This window comes from Klebsiella sp. CN_Kp113 (genome assembly GCF_040064585.1).
Lineage (GTDB): Bacteria > Pseudomonadota > Gammaproteobacteria > Enterobacterales > Enterobacteriaceae > Klebsiella > Klebsiella michiganensis.
The window spans coordinates 73,059-87,656 of record NZ_JBEAID010000015.1; the positions used below are offsets into that span (position 1 = coordinate 73,059).

Below are 14,598 nucleotides of genomic sequence, written 5' to 3' on the forward strand. Positions count from 1 at the left end.
GGCAAGGCCAGCGTTTTAGCTCTCCTGGACCATCAGCTGCACCGCCGTACGCCGGCGGTAATTCTCATAGATCCCCAGCGCCAGCAGCGAAAAGAAAGCCGGTCCGCCGACCATCCACAGCGCGCTGCTCCAGTCACCCGCTTCCATCACCGGCTCAATCACGGTAAAGATATTGGCAAATGCCACCACCAGTACCACAACGGCGGTCGCCAGCAGCGTCGAGCCGCGGTGTTTAAAAATCACAAAGGGGCGATCGAGATCCTGCTTCGCCTTAAAAAAAGGAAATGCCAGCGTTAAAAACAGATACGGCAGCGTCATAGAGACATTCGCCATCAGCGTCAGTTTGTTATAAAACGCCGACGCGGTATCGCCCCCAAAGGAAACCAGCAGAATAAACACGCTCACCAGCAGGCACTGCCACCACATGGCGTTCGCCAGCATACCGTTAGCGTTAATTCGCGTCATTGCTGAAGGCCAGAGCGCTTTTGGCGTGCCCTGAATAATCGCCTTTAACGGCGAGTAGCTCAGGGTAAAGAAAGCGCCGGTATAAGCGAGGAACATGGCGAGTCCGGTGATTCTGGCAAACCATAATCCGCTCAGGGCGGCGACGGCGGGCGGCAGATGCATCGCATTAGCCAGGGTGGCGCCAAGGCGGGTCATCAGCACGTAGGTGATATTACCGAGGTTCGTGGAAGGGTTGCTCAATACCTGCTGCCAGTTGGCGCTCACGCCCCATAGAACAATCGCCAGCGAATAGCCAACAGAAATGACGACCGCCGCGATAACAATGCCTTTGGCAAAATTCTTTTCCGGCTGCTCGGTTTTATCCACCAGACCGCCAACCGCTTCGATTCCGCCGTAGGCAAAGATGGCAAAAACCACGAACGATAGCATCGCCAGACCGGACTGATAGTCTGGATTAGGCGAGGCCGTGAAATCCAATGGTTGGGCAAAATGGCCGCCGTTGAGCAGTAAAATCACCAGGCTCACCAGCAGCAGGACCAGATTAAGGCCCATGACCGCGATCCCGCCGACGGCGGTAATTTTGGCGATTTTGTGCATGCCTTTTACCGCGACAAAGGTCACCAGCAGCATCCAGCACGCGGCAAGAATACCGACCGTTTGCGTGGAGGTCAGTCCGGCCAGCGCCCAGGATTGCGTTTTATCCGCGCCGAATAAGAATGTGGAAAACGGCACCCAAATTTTAGCCGCCGTGCTGACCATCCAGACCACATAGGATGAAAACCACATAAAGGCCCCCATAAACGCAAAGCGCGGGCCGACGCTATGATTCATCCATGAATAGATCCCGCCCTCCTCCTTACGATAGGCCGCTCCCATCTCCGCCATCATTAGCGCAAAAGGGATAAAGAAAAACAGAGCGGAGAAGAGATAAAACGGCATCGCGCTGTAGCCCATCAGGTAGAACGCTGAGGGGCTGTTTGCAAAACCAAATACCGAGGTGAAGATCATTAATATCAGCCCAATCAGGCTCATCTTCTTTATTTGCTGGTGCATAAATCTATCCAAACGCGGTATCGCGGCAGAGGATGCCGGATAACCAAAAAAAATGAGCGCGGATAGTAGCAAAAACCCAAACGGTTCTTGTGGGTATTAGGGCTGAAAGGCGGGCTTCCCTTCCATCATCGAAAGGGAAGCTGAGAGAGGATCAGGCGCGGTCGACGGTGAAAGAGAGAACCTCACCGATGCTTTCTGCCCCCAGGGCCAGCATCACGACGCGGTCAACGCCCAGCGCCACGCCGGAACAATCCGGCAGCCCGGCTTCGAGAGCGGCCAGCAGATGACGATCGATTGGCTGCTGCGGCAGGCCGCGAGCGGCGCGCTTGCGGTTATCCTGTTCAAAACGCTGCTGCTGTTCGCGCGCGTCGGCCAGCTCATGAAAACCGTTCGCCAGCTCAATGCCTTTGTAATAGACCTCAAAACGTTCCGCCACGCGGTGATCTTCGGTGCTGATTTGCGCCAGCGACGCCTGGCTTGCCGGGAAGTGATAAATAAACGTCGGACGATCTTTACCGATGTGCGGCTCGACGCCCATGGTAAAAAGTAGCTGAAGCAGCGTATCCCGGTCCTCTTCCGTATCGGCGATATTGCTCAGATCCAGCTTCGCCGCCGCTTCGCGCAGCTGCGTTTTATCCGCCGACAGCGGATCGATTTCCAGATGACGCTGGAAGGCTTGCTGATAGGAGAGGCTTTCGGCTGGCTGGCAGTCGAGGACCTGCTGGAGCAGATCGTCCACTTCATTGATCAGCCGGTACATGTCATAGCACGGACGATACCACTCCAGCATGGTGAATTCCGGGTTATGGTGGCGCCCCATCTCTTCATTGCGGAAGCTACGGCACAGCTGAAAGACCGGGCCGCAGCCGGCCGCCAGCAGGCGCTTCATGTGATACTCCGGGCTGGTCATCAGGTACAGGTTCAGCCCCTGAGAATGACCAGGACCGACGAAACGCGTCTCAAACGGGACCATATGAATATCCGTCACCGTCGCCTGACTCATGCAGGGCGTCTCCACCTCCAGCACGCCGCGGTCGGTAAAGAAACGGCGAATTTCCGCCATGACCGCTGCACGTTTTAATAGATTTGGAATGGATGCGCTCGGCTGCCAGGTTGCCGTTTCGCTCATGGTACGTTCTCCGATTTGAAACAAGGGCACGAAGTCTACTCGTAACTGGCGGATGAAACAAATTTTGTGCGAATACGTAAACGCGTTACATACACTTAATTTATTGATAACCCAAAAACATAAAGCAATGAGATAAACGACCGCACAGAACGATAAAAAAATCGAACACGTCAATTTTCCCTCATAACCCTACGGCTATACTCCTTACCTATAAAGGAGCAGTGATACGTTTTCGCCAGCCCGGCGGCGAAATAAACAAAAACTGGAGGAATGTCGTGCAAACTTTTCAAGCCGATCTTGCCGTAATAGGCGCAGGCGGAGCAGGTCTTCGCGCCGCAATAGCCGCCGCGCAAGCTAATCCAAATGCAAAAATCGCTCTAATTTCAAAAGTCTATCCTATGCGCAGCCATACCGTTGCTGCTGAAGGGGGTTCCGCTGCCGTCGCGCAGGATCATGATAGCTTCGAGTACCATTTTCACGACACCGTTGCCGGCGGCGACTGGCTATGTGAGCAGGACGTCGTTGACTACTTCGTTCATCACTGCCCGACGGAAATGACCCAGCTCGAACAGTGGGGATGCCCGTGGAGCCGCCGCCCGGACGGCAGCGTCAACGTCCGGCGATTCGGCGGTATGAAGATCGAACGAACCTGGTTCGCTGCCGATAAAACCGGCTTTCATATGCTGCACACCCTGTTCCAGACCTCGCTTCAATTCCCGCAAATCCAACGCTTCGACGAACATTTTGTTCTGGATATTCTGGTCGATGATGGGCAGGCTCGCGGTCTGGTCGCGATGAATATGATGGAAGGTACGCTGGTGCAGATCCGCGCCAACGCGGTAGTTCTGGCTACCGGCGGCGCTGGACGCGTGTATCGCTACAATACCAACGGCGGTATCGTCACCGGCGACGGGATGGGTATGGCGCTCAGCCACGGCGTACCGCTGCGCGATATGGAGTTCGTGCAGTATCACCCCACCGGCCTGCCGGGCTCCGGTATTCTGATGACGGAAGGCTGCCGCGGCGAAGGCGGTATTCTGGTCAACAAGAACGGCTACCGCTACCTGCAGGATTACGGCATGGGTCCGGAAACCCCGCTGGGCGAACCGAAAAATAAATATATGGAGCTGGGTCCGCGCGATAAAGTCTCCCAGGCTTTCTGGCACGAATGGCGCAAGGGCAACACGATCCCTACGCCGCGAGGCGATGTGGTCTATCTCGATCTGCGCCATTTGGGTGAGAAAAAGCTGCTTGAACGTCTGCCGTTTATCTGTGAACTCTCGAAAGCCTACGTTGGCGTCGATCCGGTAAAAGAGCCGATTCCGGTGCGTCCAACCGCACACTACACCATGGGCGGGATCGAAACCGACCAGCAGTGTGAAACCCGTATCAAAGGGCTGTTTGCCGTTGGCGAGTGTTCTTCTGTGGGTCTGCACGGCGCCAACCGCCTTGGCTCCAACTCCCTGGCGGAGCTGGTGGTCTTTGGTCGTCTGGCCGGTGAGCAGGCCATGCAGCGCGCAACCGAAGCGGGCGAAGCCAATAGCGCCGCGCTGGACGCGCAGGTCGTCGATATCGAGAAGCGCCTGAAAGATCTGGTTAATCAGGAAGGTAACGAGAACTGGGCGAAGATTCGCGACGAAATGGGTCTGTCGATGGAAGAAGGCTGCGGCATCTACCGTACGCCGGAGCTCATGCAGAAAACGGTCGATAAGCTCGCCGAGCTGCAGGAGCGCTTCAAGCGCGTGCGGATCACCGACACGTCCAGCGTGTTCAATACCGACCTGCTGTACACCATCGAACTGGGCCATGGTCTGAACGTCGCCGAATGTATGGCGCATTCCGCCCTCGCGCGTAAAGAGTCCCGCGGCGCGCATCAGCGCCTGGATGAAGGCTGCACCGAGCGCGACGACGTCAACTTCCTCAAGCATACCCTCGCCTTCCGCGATGCCGATGGCCACACCAGTCTGGAGTACAGTGATGTGAAAATCACCACTCTGCCGCCGGCAAAACGCGTGTACGGTGCGGAAGCGGAAGCAGCCGAGAAGAAGGAGACGACGAATGGCTGAGATGAAAAACATGAAAGTCGAAGTGGTGCGCTACAACCCGGAAGTGGACATCGCACCGCACAGCGCTTTCTATGAAGTTCCCTATGATGAGCAAACCTCGCTGCTTGATGCGCTGGGCTATATCAAAGACAACCTCGCGCCGGACCTCAGCTACCGCTGGTCCTGCCGCATGGCGATTTGCGGTTCCTGCGGCATGATGGTGAACAAGGTGCCAAAACTGGCCTGCAAAACCTTCCTGCGCGAATACACCAAAGGCATTAAAGTCGAGGCGCTGGCTAACTTCCCGATTGAGCGCGATCTGGTGGTCGATATGACCCACTTTATTGAAAGCCTGGAAGCGATTAAGCCGTACATCATTGGCAACCCGCGCACGCCCGATCAGGGGCCTAACACCCAGACCCCGGCGCAAATGGCCAAGTACCACCAGTTCTCCGGCTGCATTAACTGCGGCCTGTGCTACGCGGCCTGCCCGCAGTTTGGTCTTAATCCGGAGTTTATCGGCCCGGCGGCGATCACCCTCGCCCATCGCTATAACGAAGACAGCCGCGACCACGGTAAAAAGGAACGTATGGCGCAGCTTAACGGCCAGAATGGCGTCTGGACATGTACTTTCGTGGGCTACTGCTCCGAAGTCTGCCCGAAACACGTCGACCCGGCGGCCGCGATCCAGCAGGGCAAGGTAGAAAGCTCGAAAGACTTTCTTATCGCCACCCTGAAACCACGCTAAGGAGTGCAGTATGACGACTAAACGCAAACCCTACGTGCGGCCGATGCCGTCCACCTGGTGGAAAAAGCTGCCGTTTTATCGCTTCTATATGCTGCGTGAGGGAACAGCGGTACCCACGGTCTGGTTCAGCATCGTGCTGATTTACGGATTGTTCGCACTGAAGCACGGCGCGGAGAGCTGGGCCGGGTATATCGGTTTTCTGCAAAATCCGATTGTCGTGATCCTGAACCTGATCACGCTTGCAGCCGCGCTGCTGCATACCAAAACCTGGTTTGAGCTGGCACCGAAAGCTGCCAATATTATCCTTAAAGGCGAGAAAATGGGGCCAGAGCCGGTTATTAAGGGGCTTTGGGTCGTCACTGCGGTCGTCACCGTGGTGATCCTGTTTGTCGCGCTGTTCTGGTAAGGAGGCTGGAATGATTAATCCCAAACCAAAACGTTCTGATGAACCGGTATTCTGGGGGCTGTTTGGCGCTGGCGGCATGTGGGGAGCGATTGTCGCCCCCGTTATCGTGCTGCTGGTGGGTATTATGCTGCCGCTCGGACTGGCGCCCGCGGACGCCTTCAGCTACGAACGCGTGCTGGCTTTCGCCCATAGCTTTATTGGCCGCGCATTCATTTTCCTGATGATTGTGCTGCCGCTATGGTGTGGACTTCACCGTATTCACCATGCGATGCATGATTTGAAAATTCACGTACCCAACGGTAAGTGGGTCTTCTACGGCCTCGCGGCGATTCTGACCGTCGTCACTCTGGTCGGCATATTGTTCATCTAAAGCGCTCGCCGGAGGCCGCTTTTACCTCCTCGGCGATAAGCCCGGTAGCATTATGTTACCGGGCTCGCTTCTCAAGAAAATTCTGCCGCATTTTTCCTGCCTGAATCTACACTTAGCTTAAAACTGGCAAGGAAAACATTATGCGTCTGCTACCCGTTATTGCGGTTGTTGCCGCTTCATTTCTGCTTGTAGCCTGCAGCGCGCCGACGCCACCTTCTGGCGTAACCGTGGTCAGTCCGTTCAACCCTCAACGCTATCTTGGCACCTGGTATGAGATTGCCCGCTTCGATCACCATTTTGAGAGCGGTTTAGAAAAAGTTACCGCAACCTATAGCCTGCGCGACGATGGTGGGCTGGACGTGGTCAATAAGGGATACAACCCCGACCGGGGGATGTGGCAGAAAACCGACGGCGTGGCTTACTTTACCGGGGAGCCCACGCGAGCCGCGCTGAAAGTGTCGTTTTTCGGCCCCTTCTATGGCGGCTATAACGTGATTGCGCTGGACAAGGATTATCGCTACGCGCTGGTTTGCGGACCTGACCGGGATTATCTCTGGCTACTGGCGCGAGCGCCGAAAATCCCGCCAGAAGTGAAGCAGCAGATGCTGGATATCGCTACCCGGCAGGGATTCGACGTCAGCAAACTGCTGTGGGTCAATCAGCAGTATTAATGCGCGCTCATTTTCAGGCCAATGATACCAATCACAATACACGCCAGGCTGGCAATGCGCATCGGGCTGGCGGATTCGCCTAGCAGGATAATCCCCGTCACGGCTGCGCCGACCGCGCCAATTCCGGTCCAAACGGCGTAAGCCGTCCCCACGGGTAGCGTTTTCATCGCCCACGACAACAGCGCCATGCTGATGACCATGGCGGCAATCGTTATCACGCTTGGCACCAGGCGGCTAAACCCATGGGTATATTTCAGGCCGACAGCCCAGACGACTTCCAGCAGACCCGCGATAAACAGAATAAACCAGGACATATGGCTCCTTTGATGGGGCCGTCCCCAGATGTGAAACGCTTACAGGCCGTCCCGTAAGGTAGATGATATTCCGCAGGAATTATACACGACGTGGCAACGGTGAGGAAGAACGGTACGACCAACGGCCGTACCGCCATGGTCTATTGCTGAGCTTTGGTCGCGGCGCCCGAAATCGCGCTACCGCCTTCTGAAATATCCTGACCTACACCGCGCGTGGTGTTACATGCGGTCAGTACAGAGGAAAGTGCCAAAACCGTAAAGAACGCTGCAATCGCTTTTTTTACCATAATGTCATCCTTATTAACCAGTTTTAGTTATCGTGCTCTATAAGCATAGACAAACTGGTCCAGGATGAGGGAAGCGAGACGATTTTTAAGAGAAAAAGAAGTGAAGAAAGTGAATCAGATAGAGCGTGAGTATATGAATAAGAATTGCCTGATGAAATAAGATTAGCTGACCGCGTGAGAAATAGCATGACCCAGGCTCTGGATATCCTCGCCCACGCCGCGAGCCGTATTGCACCCGGCAAGCAGAGAACCGCTCAGCAATAACAGTAGCAACAGTTTCAGTGTAGGACTCATCTTCCTTGCCTGCGGTTTCAACCTGTAGAGGCGCAGCATGGCGCTGCGCCAACTCTTTCGCCGCCTGAATTACTTCACGCGGGAGACGTATTCGCCAGAACGAGTATCGACTTTGATGACTTCGCCAATCTGTACGAACAGAGGAACTTTAACCACTGCGCCAGTGGACAGCGTTGCAGGCTTGCCGCCGGTACCCGCAGTATCGCCTTTCAGGCCTGGATCGGTTTCAACTATTTCCAGCTCAACAAAGTTTGGCGGGGTGACGGAAATAGGCTGACCGTTCCACAGGGTCACGATGCATTCAGCCTGATCCAGCAGCCACTTAGCGTTATCGCCAACGGCTTTAGCATCAGCGGCCAGCTGTTCGAAGGTAGAGTTGTTCATAAAGTGCCAGAACTCACCGTCGTTATACAGGTAAGTCAGGTTCATATCGACAACGTCCGCACCTTCAGCAGAATCGGTAGACTTGAAGGTTTTCTCAACGCGAGTACCGGTCAACAGGCGGCGCAGCTTAACGCGCGCGAAAGCCTGGCCTTTGCCGGGTTTAACGAATTCACTGGCTTCAACGGCATAAGGTTCGCCGTCCATCATGATTTTAAGACCGGCACGAAAATCGTTGCTATAGTAAGTCGCCATAAGGCCCTCTGAAATTTTGTTAATTGGTAGCTAAGCCACAAAATGGCGCATATTGTAACCCTAAATACCCCATCCAGAGAAGATTGGTTAACGCAACTTGCCGATGTTGTGACCAGTCCTGATGAACTGCTGCATCTTTTAAATGTAGACGCAGATGCGAATCTATTGGCAGGACGTGATGCTAAGCGCCTGTTCGCACTGCGTGTTCCGCGGGCGTTTATTGCCCGTATGGAGCCAGGCAATCCCAACGATCCTCTTCTACGTCAGGTACTTACCTCCCAGGAAGAGTTTATTAATGCCCCAGGATTCTCTACCGATCCGCTGGAAGAACAGCATAGCGTTGTACCCGGTCTGCTGCATAAATACAGCAACCGTGCGCTACTGCTGGTGAAAGGCGGCTGCGCGGTAAATTGTCGTTATTGCTTCCGTCGTCACTTCCCCTATGCTGAAAACCAGGGCAATAAGCGTAACTGGCAGCAGGCCCTGGAGTACATTTCGGCACATCCCCAGCTGGATGAGATCATTTTTTCCGGCGGCGATCCGCTTATGGCCAAGGATCATGAACTCGACTGGCTATTGACGCAGCTGGAATCTATTCCGCACATCAAGCGCCTGCGTATTCACAGCCGGCTGCCCATTGTGATTCCTGCGCGTATAACTGATACGCTGGTTGCCCGTATTGCTGCATCATCGTTACAGGTACTGCTGGTAAACCACGTTAACCACGCCAACGAGATTGATGCGGCGTTTCGTGCGTCCATGAAAAAAATGCGTATGGCTGGCGTGACCTTATTGAATCAAAGCGTGCTGCTGCGCGGCGTAAATGATAACGCCAACACGCTTGCCGACCTGAGCAACGCGCTATTCGACGCCGGCGTCATGCCTTATTATCTGCACGTGTTAGACAAAGTGCAGGGAGCGGCGCATTTTATGGTCAGTGACGAAGAGGCCAGAGCGATCGTGCGCGAATTGCTGACGCTGGTGTCCGGCTATTTAGTACCAAAACTTGCGCGGGAAATCGGCGGGGAACCCAGCAAGACGCCCCTCGACTTGGGGTTAAAGCAGCAATAGTCAATCCGTCTGCCGGGCATAGCCTGGCAGACTGCCTATTTGCTATTACTCACTGGTATATAAATACTACTGCTTAATCATTTTCGTAAAACCAGTCGTTATCCTTTCTGAAAGAAAGTAAAAGCAAATATAAAAGCAAGCTGTAGACCCATTCATTAAAGCTACAAGAAAAGAGAAAGAATGTTTGCTGCGGTCATAACCAATAGCAGGGGTAAAATCCACTTGGGTAATTTGAACTCTGTTGCTTTATTGTCATTGAAACTTTTTTGCGCATCTTCCTGAATGGCTAAATTATGAGTCACATTGTTCTCAACCGGAGGCGAAGATGTGCTCGCGGTGATCTGCACATTTTCAGGGTTTTCTGGCTCCTTTTCGTCCGTTCGGAAGAATGACGCGATATTTGATCCTGCGGCGAGAACAAATCCCCGCTGCCTTACTGTGACAATAATATCTTGCGATAATCCTGCTTTCAGTAATGATTTTCTTAGCAAGGAAATGTTCTGATAGAAAGTATTCTGAGAAACAACAATCCCTCTATTTTTCCACACTATATCCAGAAACTCCTCCCTGGATATAATCTTCCCGTTGCTTTCGAGCAAAAGTTGCAGGCAGCGTGCCGTTGGCACATTGAGGGTCACGCTGTCCCCATTCTCTCCTACAGGCTGTAGCTCATTCATATTTACATTAAAAATAACTTCATTATTAATGATATATTCATTGAATATCATAATCCCAATCCTCTCTCACCATTCCATATGAAACAAAGATGAATTAAATTCAAATTCACCTTTAGCAAACACAACACATCCCTTTTAGCCTGCCAGATTAGATAATTTCAAGGATAAATTCCCGCTCCTCCCAGAGCAAAGATAATATTATCATGATATTTGAACCAAAGGGAAGACTGATTTACAACTATACGTTCCAGATACGCTCGTTATTATCTACGAAGTCTACTTGTGAATTTGCAACCTTCAATAAACAAGCTTTAAATTCAAGCAGAATTCACATGCATTTTATCTATCCTGCACTTAGATTTGTTACCGCTCCGGCACAATACGCGCTGATTTGTACAATAGTGGCGGCAGGAGAAAGATAACGATAGCGCTCAGGCAGCATAGCGGAATGCTAGTTATTACTATTCATACTAATTAACATCCACGCCATGACGCTATTCAGGACTTTAGTATCTCTATATGGATTAAATAAATGAAAAAAACAATTTTAGCTGTAATGGTCGCTGCTTCAGCAGTTCTGAGTGCCCAGGCTTTTGCGGCAGGAAACAGTTCTAATCTGACTATTCTGGGCAACGTAACCGACACCGGCGAATCCTGTAACGTAACGCCGTCCGCGATGATTTCAGGCGGATCTTTAACGCTGGATGATGTAAAAGCATCCGTGCTGGAGGCCCTGGCTGTCAACGCACCGTATATGTCTACAGCAAAAGATATTGAGTACAAAATCGAAGACTGCCAGAAAGGCGCTAAAGACTTTAGTGGCAATATCAACGTCACCGTAACAGGCGACTATATCAGCGGCCAGGATGACGTGCTGACCAACTCCGCGGCCAGCCCGGCGACTAACGCTGCGGTTACCGTGGTTAATACCGATGGAACCCGCGTAAGCTTCACCGGCACTACGCCTAAGGTTATTGCATATACTGCGGGTACGCCTTCTTATCTGCGTTATAAAGCCGCATACGTTAAAACCGCAAATGGCGTTACCGATGGTGCAGTTAAGGGTGTAGCAACCTTTACTATTAGCTACTAATAAGCATGCCGGGGTTTACCTGAGGTAAACCCCATTCTTATATTCAGGGAATGAATTATGCTGAAGTCATTATTAAGGATAACTACACTTTCTTTTATTACCATCAGCTTTGTAGCCCACAGCGGAGTCGTGGTGGATTCAACCCGTCATCTTTATAAAGAAGGCGCGCGAGAAATCAGCGCAAACATTGAAAATAAAGATGATACGCCATATCTTATTAAATCCTGGGTAGAAGCACCTGAAGGAACGAAAGACAGCTTTTTTATGGTGACGCCTCCGCTTTTCCGTCTGGAGGGAAAGCAAACGAATACGGTGCGTGTTTTTCCTAATGCGTATATATCCAAAGCACCGCAGGATCGTGAAACCGTCTACTTCTTTAACGTTATGTCTATCCCGCCAACCAGCGATAGTGAAGCCGATAAAAACAAGCTGCAGCTCGCCGTTCGCCACAGAATGCGCCTCATCTATCGTCCACGCGCTATTCAGGATATGAATATTACTACTGAGGCCAAAAATCTGCAGTGGCGTAAGTCCGGTAATAAAATAACGTTAAAAAACCCGACCCCATTCTTTATTTATTTTAAAACAATAACAATAAACGGCAGGGATATTACTAGTTCAGTTAATAACATTGATGCTTTTTCCAGCAAAGAATTTACTTTGCCTGCAGGTATAAATGGTTCAGAGATCGTATGGAAGGTAGCTACGGATAATGGGGGCTCGGGCCCAGCTAACACCTCATCGATTTAAATTCTTTTTCATTGGCCAGGGTGAAAAGTATGTCTATTTCAATAAAAAAGATGGGAGGGGCGCTATCCGGAACCTACCACACATTTTTCGTTCTCGTTCCGGCGCTCGCTCTCGGTTTAAGCGCTAATGCCCTGGCACGTGATTTTTTTGATCCCGCTTTTATAAAATCAGTAAATCAGGGCGATCCATCCTCAATACCGGACCTTTCCCTGTATTCAACCAGGGATGCACAGGCGCCAGGGGTGTACCGCATTGACGTTATTTTAAATAATAGTCTGCAAGAAACGGCCGATATTCGCTTTGTTGACAAAAAAGATCCGGCGACTGATGCCTTAAAACTCGCGCCATGTTTAAGCATTGCTAAATTAACCACCTATGGTTTACGTTCAGATGCATTTCCAACATTAAAAGAGGATGCTAACGGCTGTGCTGATACGAGCATCATCCCGGATTTCACCACCGATTTTAACTTTAATACTCAACAGCTGCTGATATCCATACCGCAGGCAGCCCTGTCGACGATAGCTCAGGGATTTGTTTCTCCCGATGAGTTTGATGACGGTATTAACGCCTTGCTGACCAACTATCAGTTTAGTTCGGGCAAAGACTATGAAGCGGACAATGAGTATTACAATCTTAACCTACAATCCGGCCTGAACATTGGGCCGTGGCGCCTGCGCAACCTTAGTACCTGGAATAAATCAGCAGGCACGAAGAGTGACTGGGATTCCGTCTATCTCTATGCGCAGCGAAGCATTGTGTCGTTGAAAAGCACCTTAGTCATGGGTGAAAGCACCTCTCTCTCCAGCATTTTTGACAGCGTGCCCTTCACGGGGATTCAGCTGGCAACCGATACGGACATGATTCCTGAAAGCCTGCGCGGCTTCGCGCCTGTTGTTCGTGGTATTGCCAGGACCAACGCTCGCATCGTCATTAAACAGAATGGCTATCAAATCTACCAGGCCTTTGTCGCTCCGGGCGCTTTCGAAATCACCGATCTCTACTCGACCGGCGGCAACGGTGACCTTTACGTCACCGTCGAGGAGTCCGATGGTTCCCAACAGAACTTCGTCGTGCCTTACGCCTCTCTGCCATTAATGCTCAGAGAAGGCCAGATGGAGTATGAGATCACGAGCGGTAAATATCGCCCATATGACGGCAATATAGATGAAAAACCGTTTACGCAGGCTACGATCGGCTACGGTGTCTTAAGCAACACCACTTTCTATACCGGTTTGCAGGCGGCATCCAACTATCAGGCGCTCGCTTTCGGAGTCGGGCAAAACCTTGGCGATATTGGCGCGGTTTCCGCAGACGTCACGACAGCCTGGTCCCACAAGAAAGATGAAGATAAAACGTCCGGCCAATCCTGGCGTATCCGCTATGGTAAAAATATTCTTGAGACCGGCACCAATATTACCGTAGCCGGCTACCGCTATTCGACCTCCGGGTACAATACGCTAAGCGATGTGATGAACACCTATAGCAACAGATACGGCGGCTATACTCCACGCTCTCTGCGTAACAGAACCAATATTACCGTCAGCCAAAGCCTGGGGGCCGGGTTAGGTAGCCTTTCTGTATCCGGTATATTCGAGGATTACTGGGACAGCAAGCGCCACAATAACTCGCTGAATATTGGTTACAACGGCGGGTTCCGCCGCTTTAACTATTATGCCGGCTATAGCTATAGCCGCTACAGCTGGGGAAATAGTGGCTCCGGCCGTTATGTAGAGGATGACCATGTCGTTTCATTTAATATCTCTATTCCTTTAAGCGAGTGGTTGCCTAATGCTTATGCGACCTACAACGTCACCAACAGCAGCCCGGGCTCGACCGATCAGTATGTTTCTCTGAGCGGGGTGGCGCTGGAAAATCATAACCTCGACTGGAACGTACAGCAGGGCTACAGCAATCGGGAGGATGCCAGCGGCGGCGTCTACGGCAACTATCGTGGTTCAACGGGTTCAGTTAACGCCGGCTATAGTTATGCCAAACATAGCCAGTTGATTAACTATGGTCTGAGCGGCGGCGTATTAATGCATGCCGACGGTATTACCCTGGGTCAGGAAATGTCTGAAACCGCCGTACTGGTTAAAGCACCCGGGCTGAAAAATGTACGCCTGGAAAACGACGCGACTATCGAAACGGACTCCCGCGGCTACGCGATTATTCCGTACGTTACGCCATACCATCGGACCAACGTAACCTTAGATAGCACGACTCTGGGGAATAATATGGAATTGCCAAATACGACGCAAAAAGTCGTGCCTACCCGTGCAGCCGTGGTACGGGCGAACTTCGCGGGTAATATTGGCCGCCGCGCATTCCTTATCCTTAAGAGAGCATCAGGCGAAAACGTGCCGTATGGCGCAACGGTAACGTCAACTACCGATAAAAATGCCCAGGCCAGTATCGTGTCTGATGGTGGGATGGTCTACATGTCCGGTCTAAAAGATAACGGTGAAGTCTATGCCCAGTGGGGTTCAAAGACTGGCCAGCAGTGTAAAGCGGCTTATAGTCTGGCCAGGGAAATCGAAGGCATCGCGCAGACGACTGCGGTTTGCCACCAACAGGGAAAGTAATACT

The 14,598-nt window shown here is 52.0% G+C and carries 16 protein-coding genes; 9 read left to right on the forward strand and 7 right to left on the reverse strand.

From position 1 onward, the window contains the following. Positions 1 to 15: 15 nt before the first annotated feature. Both yjeM and epmA read right to left on the reverse strand, forming a co-directional pair. On the reverse strand, positions 16 to 1,518 hold the full coding sequence (yjeM, locus tag ABLV30_RS07850) for a glutamate/gamma-aminobutyrate family transporter YjeM (RefSeq protein ID WP_265800825.1): 1,503 nt from the start codon (positions 1,516 to 1,518) through the stop codon (positions 16 to 18). Between the two features lie 151 nt (positions 1,519 to 1,669). Further along, positions 1,670 to 2,647, reverse strand: a complete 978-nt coding sequence (epmA, locus tag ABLV30_RS07855; protein WP_219677748.1) for an elongation factor P--(R)-beta-lysine ligase — start codon at positions 2,645 to 2,647, stop codon at positions 1,670 to 1,672. A 275-nt stretch (positions 2,648 to 2,922) separates the two neighbouring features. Here epmA and frdA point away from each other — a divergent pair, with 275 nt between their 5' ends. The 5 genes from frdA (at position 2,923) to ABLV30_RS07880 (ending at position 6,887) form a co-directional block, all read left to right on the forward strand. Further along, positions 2,923 to 4,713 (forward strand): fumarate reductase (quinol) flavoprotein subunit, encoded by a 1,791-nt coding sequence (frdA, locus tag ABLV30_RS07860; protein WP_025107641.1) that lies wholly within the window; start codon positions 2,923 to 2,925, stop codon positions 4,711 to 4,713. Then, positions 4,706 to 5,440, forward strand: a complete 735-nt coding sequence (locus tag ABLV30_RS07865; protein WP_004097940.1) for a succinate dehydrogenase/fumarate reductase iron-sulfur subunit — start codon at positions 4,706 to 4,708, stop codon at positions 5,438 to 5,440. Before frdA ends, ABLV30_RS07865 begins: the two co-directional genes overlap by 8 nt. Positions 5,441 to 5,450: 10 nt before the next feature. Then, a complete protein-coding gene (frdC, locus tag ABLV30_RS07870) occupies positions 5,451 to 5,846 on the forward strand; it encodes a fumarate reductase subunit FrdC (RefSeq protein ID WP_004097939.1) in 396 nt (131 codons plus the stop codon). Positions 5,847 to 5,856: 10 nt separating this feature from the next. Next, a complete protein-coding gene (frdD, locus tag ABLV30_RS07875; protein WP_004097938.1) occupies positions 5,857 to 6,216 on the forward strand; it encodes a fumarate reductase subunit FrdD in 360 nt (119 codons plus the stop codon). A gap of 140 nt (positions 6,217 to 6,356) precedes the next feature. After that, positions 6,357 to 6,887 (forward strand): lipocalin family protein, encoded by a 531-nt coding sequence (locus ABLV30_RS07880; RefSeq protein WP_025107642.1) that lies wholly within the window; start codon positions 6,357 to 6,359, stop codon positions 6,885 to 6,887. Here ABLV30_RS07880 and sugE read toward each other — a convergent pair. The 4 genes from sugE to efp all read right to left on the reverse strand — a co-directional run bounded on the left by sugE (position 6,884) and on the right by efp (position 8,418). Beyond that, positions 6,884 to 7,201 carry a quaternary ammonium compound efflux SMR transporter SugE gene (gene sugE / locus ABLV30_RS07885; protein WP_014227609.1) on the reverse strand — a complete coding sequence of 106 codons (318 nt, stop codon included), beginning with the start codon at positions 7,199 to 7,201 and terminating at the stop codon, positions 6,884 to 6,886. The two genes, ABLV30_RS07880 and sugE, sit on opposite strands and share 4 nt — an antisense overlap. Positions 7,202 to 7,341: 140 nt before the next feature. Further along, positions 7,342 to 7,488, reverse strand: a complete 147-nt coding sequence (gene ecnB, locus ABLV30_RS07890) for a lipoprotein toxin entericidin B (protein WP_004097935.1) — start codon at positions 7,486 to 7,488, stop codon at positions 7,342 to 7,344. Positions 7,489 to 7,650: 162 nt separating this feature from the next. Then, positions 7,651 to 7,782, reverse strand: coding sequence for an entericidin A/B family lipoprotein (locus tag ABLV30_RS07895; protein ID WP_025107643.1), 132 nt, complete (start codon positions 7,780 to 7,782; stop codon positions 7,651 to 7,653). A 69-nt stretch (positions 7,783 to 7,851) separates the two neighbouring features. Continuing rightward, positions 7,852 to 8,418 carry an elongation factor P gene (gene efp / locus ABLV30_RS07900; RefSeq protein WP_004097931.1) on the reverse strand — a complete coding sequence of 189 codons (567 nt, stop codon included), beginning with the start codon at positions 8,416 to 8,418 and terminating at the stop codon, positions 7,852 to 7,854. A gap of 42 nt (positions 8,419 to 8,460) precedes the next feature. On the opposite strand from efp, the gene epmB reads away from it, so the two are divergent. Further along, the gene (epmB, locus tag ABLV30_RS07905) at positions 8,461 to 9,489 is read left to right on the forward strand and encodes an EF-P beta-lysylation protein EpmB (protein ID WP_025107644.1); all 1,029 of its coding nucleotides are present in this window, start codon (positions 8,461 to 8,463) and stop codon (positions 9,487 to 9,489) included. Between the two features lie 161 nt (positions 9,490 to 9,650). On the opposite strand, the gene ABLV30_RS07910 is transcribed toward epmB, so the two are convergent. After that, positions 9,651 to 10,217 (reverse strand): winged helix-turn-helix domain-containing protein, encoded by a 567-nt coding sequence (locus ABLV30_RS07910; protein WP_004097927.1) that lies wholly within the window; start codon positions 10,215 to 10,217, stop codon positions 9,651 to 9,653. Between the two features lie 481 nt (positions 10,218 to 10,698). Here ABLV30_RS07910 and ABLV30_RS07915 point away from each other — a divergent pair, with 481 nt between their 5' ends. The 3 genes from ABLV30_RS07915 to ABLV30_RS07925 are packed head-to-tail and all read left to right on the forward strand — an operon-like array spanning position 10,699 to position 14,594. Further along, complete coding sequence (locus ABLV30_RS07915) at positions 10,699 to 11,259, forward strand: fimbrial protein (RefSeq protein WP_004097925.1); 561 nt, start codon at positions 10,699 to 10,701, stop codon at positions 11,257 to 11,259. A gap of 57 nt (positions 11,260 to 11,316) precedes the next feature. Continuing rightward, positions 11,317 to 12,009, forward strand: a complete 693-nt coding sequence (locus tag ABLV30_RS07920; protein ID WP_219677750.1) for a molecular chaperone — start codon at positions 11,317 to 11,319, stop codon at positions 12,007 to 12,009. A 50-nt stretch (positions 12,010 to 12,059) separates the two neighbouring features. Further along, a complete protein-coding gene (locus ABLV30_RS07925; protein ID WP_064405869.1) occupies positions 12,060 to 14,594 on the forward strand; it encodes a fimbria/pilus outer membrane usher protein in 2,535 nt (844 codons plus the stop codon). Positions 14,595 to 14,598: the final 4 nt, after the last annotated feature.

Excerpts from the sequence above, each read along its gene's own strand:
- yjeM (WP_265800825.1), bottom strand. The coding sequence starts at position 1,518 with ATGCACCAGCAAATAAAGAAGATGAGCCTGATTGGGCTGATATTAATG.
- epmA (WP_219677748.1), bottom strand. The coding sequence starts at position 2,647 with ATGAGCGAAACGGCAACCTGGCAGCCGAGCGCATCCATTCCAAATCTA.
- ABLV30_RS07865 (WP_004097940.1), top strand. The coding sequence starts at position 4,706 with ATGGCTGAGATGAAAAACATGAAAGTCGAAGTGGTGCGCTACAACCCG.
- frdC (WP_004097939.1), top strand. The coding sequence starts at position 5,451 with ATGACGACTAAACGCAAACCCTACGTGCGGCCGATGCCGTCCACCTGG.
- frdD (WP_004097938.1), top strand. The coding sequence starts at position 5,857 with ATGATTAATCCCAAACCAAAACGTTCTGATGAACCGGTATTCTGGGGG.
- ABLV30_RS07880 (WP_025107642.1), top strand. The coding sequence starts at position 6,357 with ATGCGTCTGCTACCCGTTATTGCGGTTGTTGCCGCTTCATTTCTGCTT.
- sugE (WP_014227609.1), bottom strand. The coding sequence starts at position 7,201 with ATGTCCTGGTTTATTCTGTTTATCGCGGGTCTGCTGGAAGTCGTCTGG.
- ecnB (WP_004097935.1), bottom strand. The coding sequence starts at position 7,488 with ATGGTAAAAAAAGCGATTGCAGCGTTCTTTACGGTTTTGGCACTTTCC.
- ABLV30_RS07895 (WP_025107643.1), bottom strand. The coding sequence starts at position 7,782 with ATGAGTCCTACACTGAAACTGTTGCTACTGTTATTGCTGAGCGGTTCT.
- efp (WP_004097931.1), bottom strand. The coding sequence starts at position 8,418 with ATGGCGACTTACTATAGCAACGATTTTCGTGCCGGTCTTAAAATCATG.
- epmB (WP_025107644.1), top strand. The coding sequence starts at position 8,461 with ATGGCGCATATTGTAACCCTAAATACCCCATCCAGAGAAGATTGGTTA.
- ABLV30_RS07910 (WP_004097927.1), bottom strand. The coding sequence starts at position 10,217 with ATGATATTCAATGAATATATCATTAATAATGAAGTTATTTTTAATGTA.
- ABLV30_RS07915 (WP_004097925.1), top strand. The coding sequence starts at position 10,699 with ATGAAAAAAACAATTTTAGCTGTAATGGTCGCTGCTTCAGCAGTTCTG.
- ABLV30_RS07920 (WP_219677750.1), top strand. The coding sequence starts at position 11,317 with ATGCTGAAGTCATTATTAAGGATAACTACACTTTCTTTTATTACCATC.
- ABLV30_RS07925 (WP_064405869.1), top strand. The coding sequence starts at position 12,060 with ATGGGAGGGGCGCTATCCGGAACCTACCACACATTTTTCGTTCTCGTT.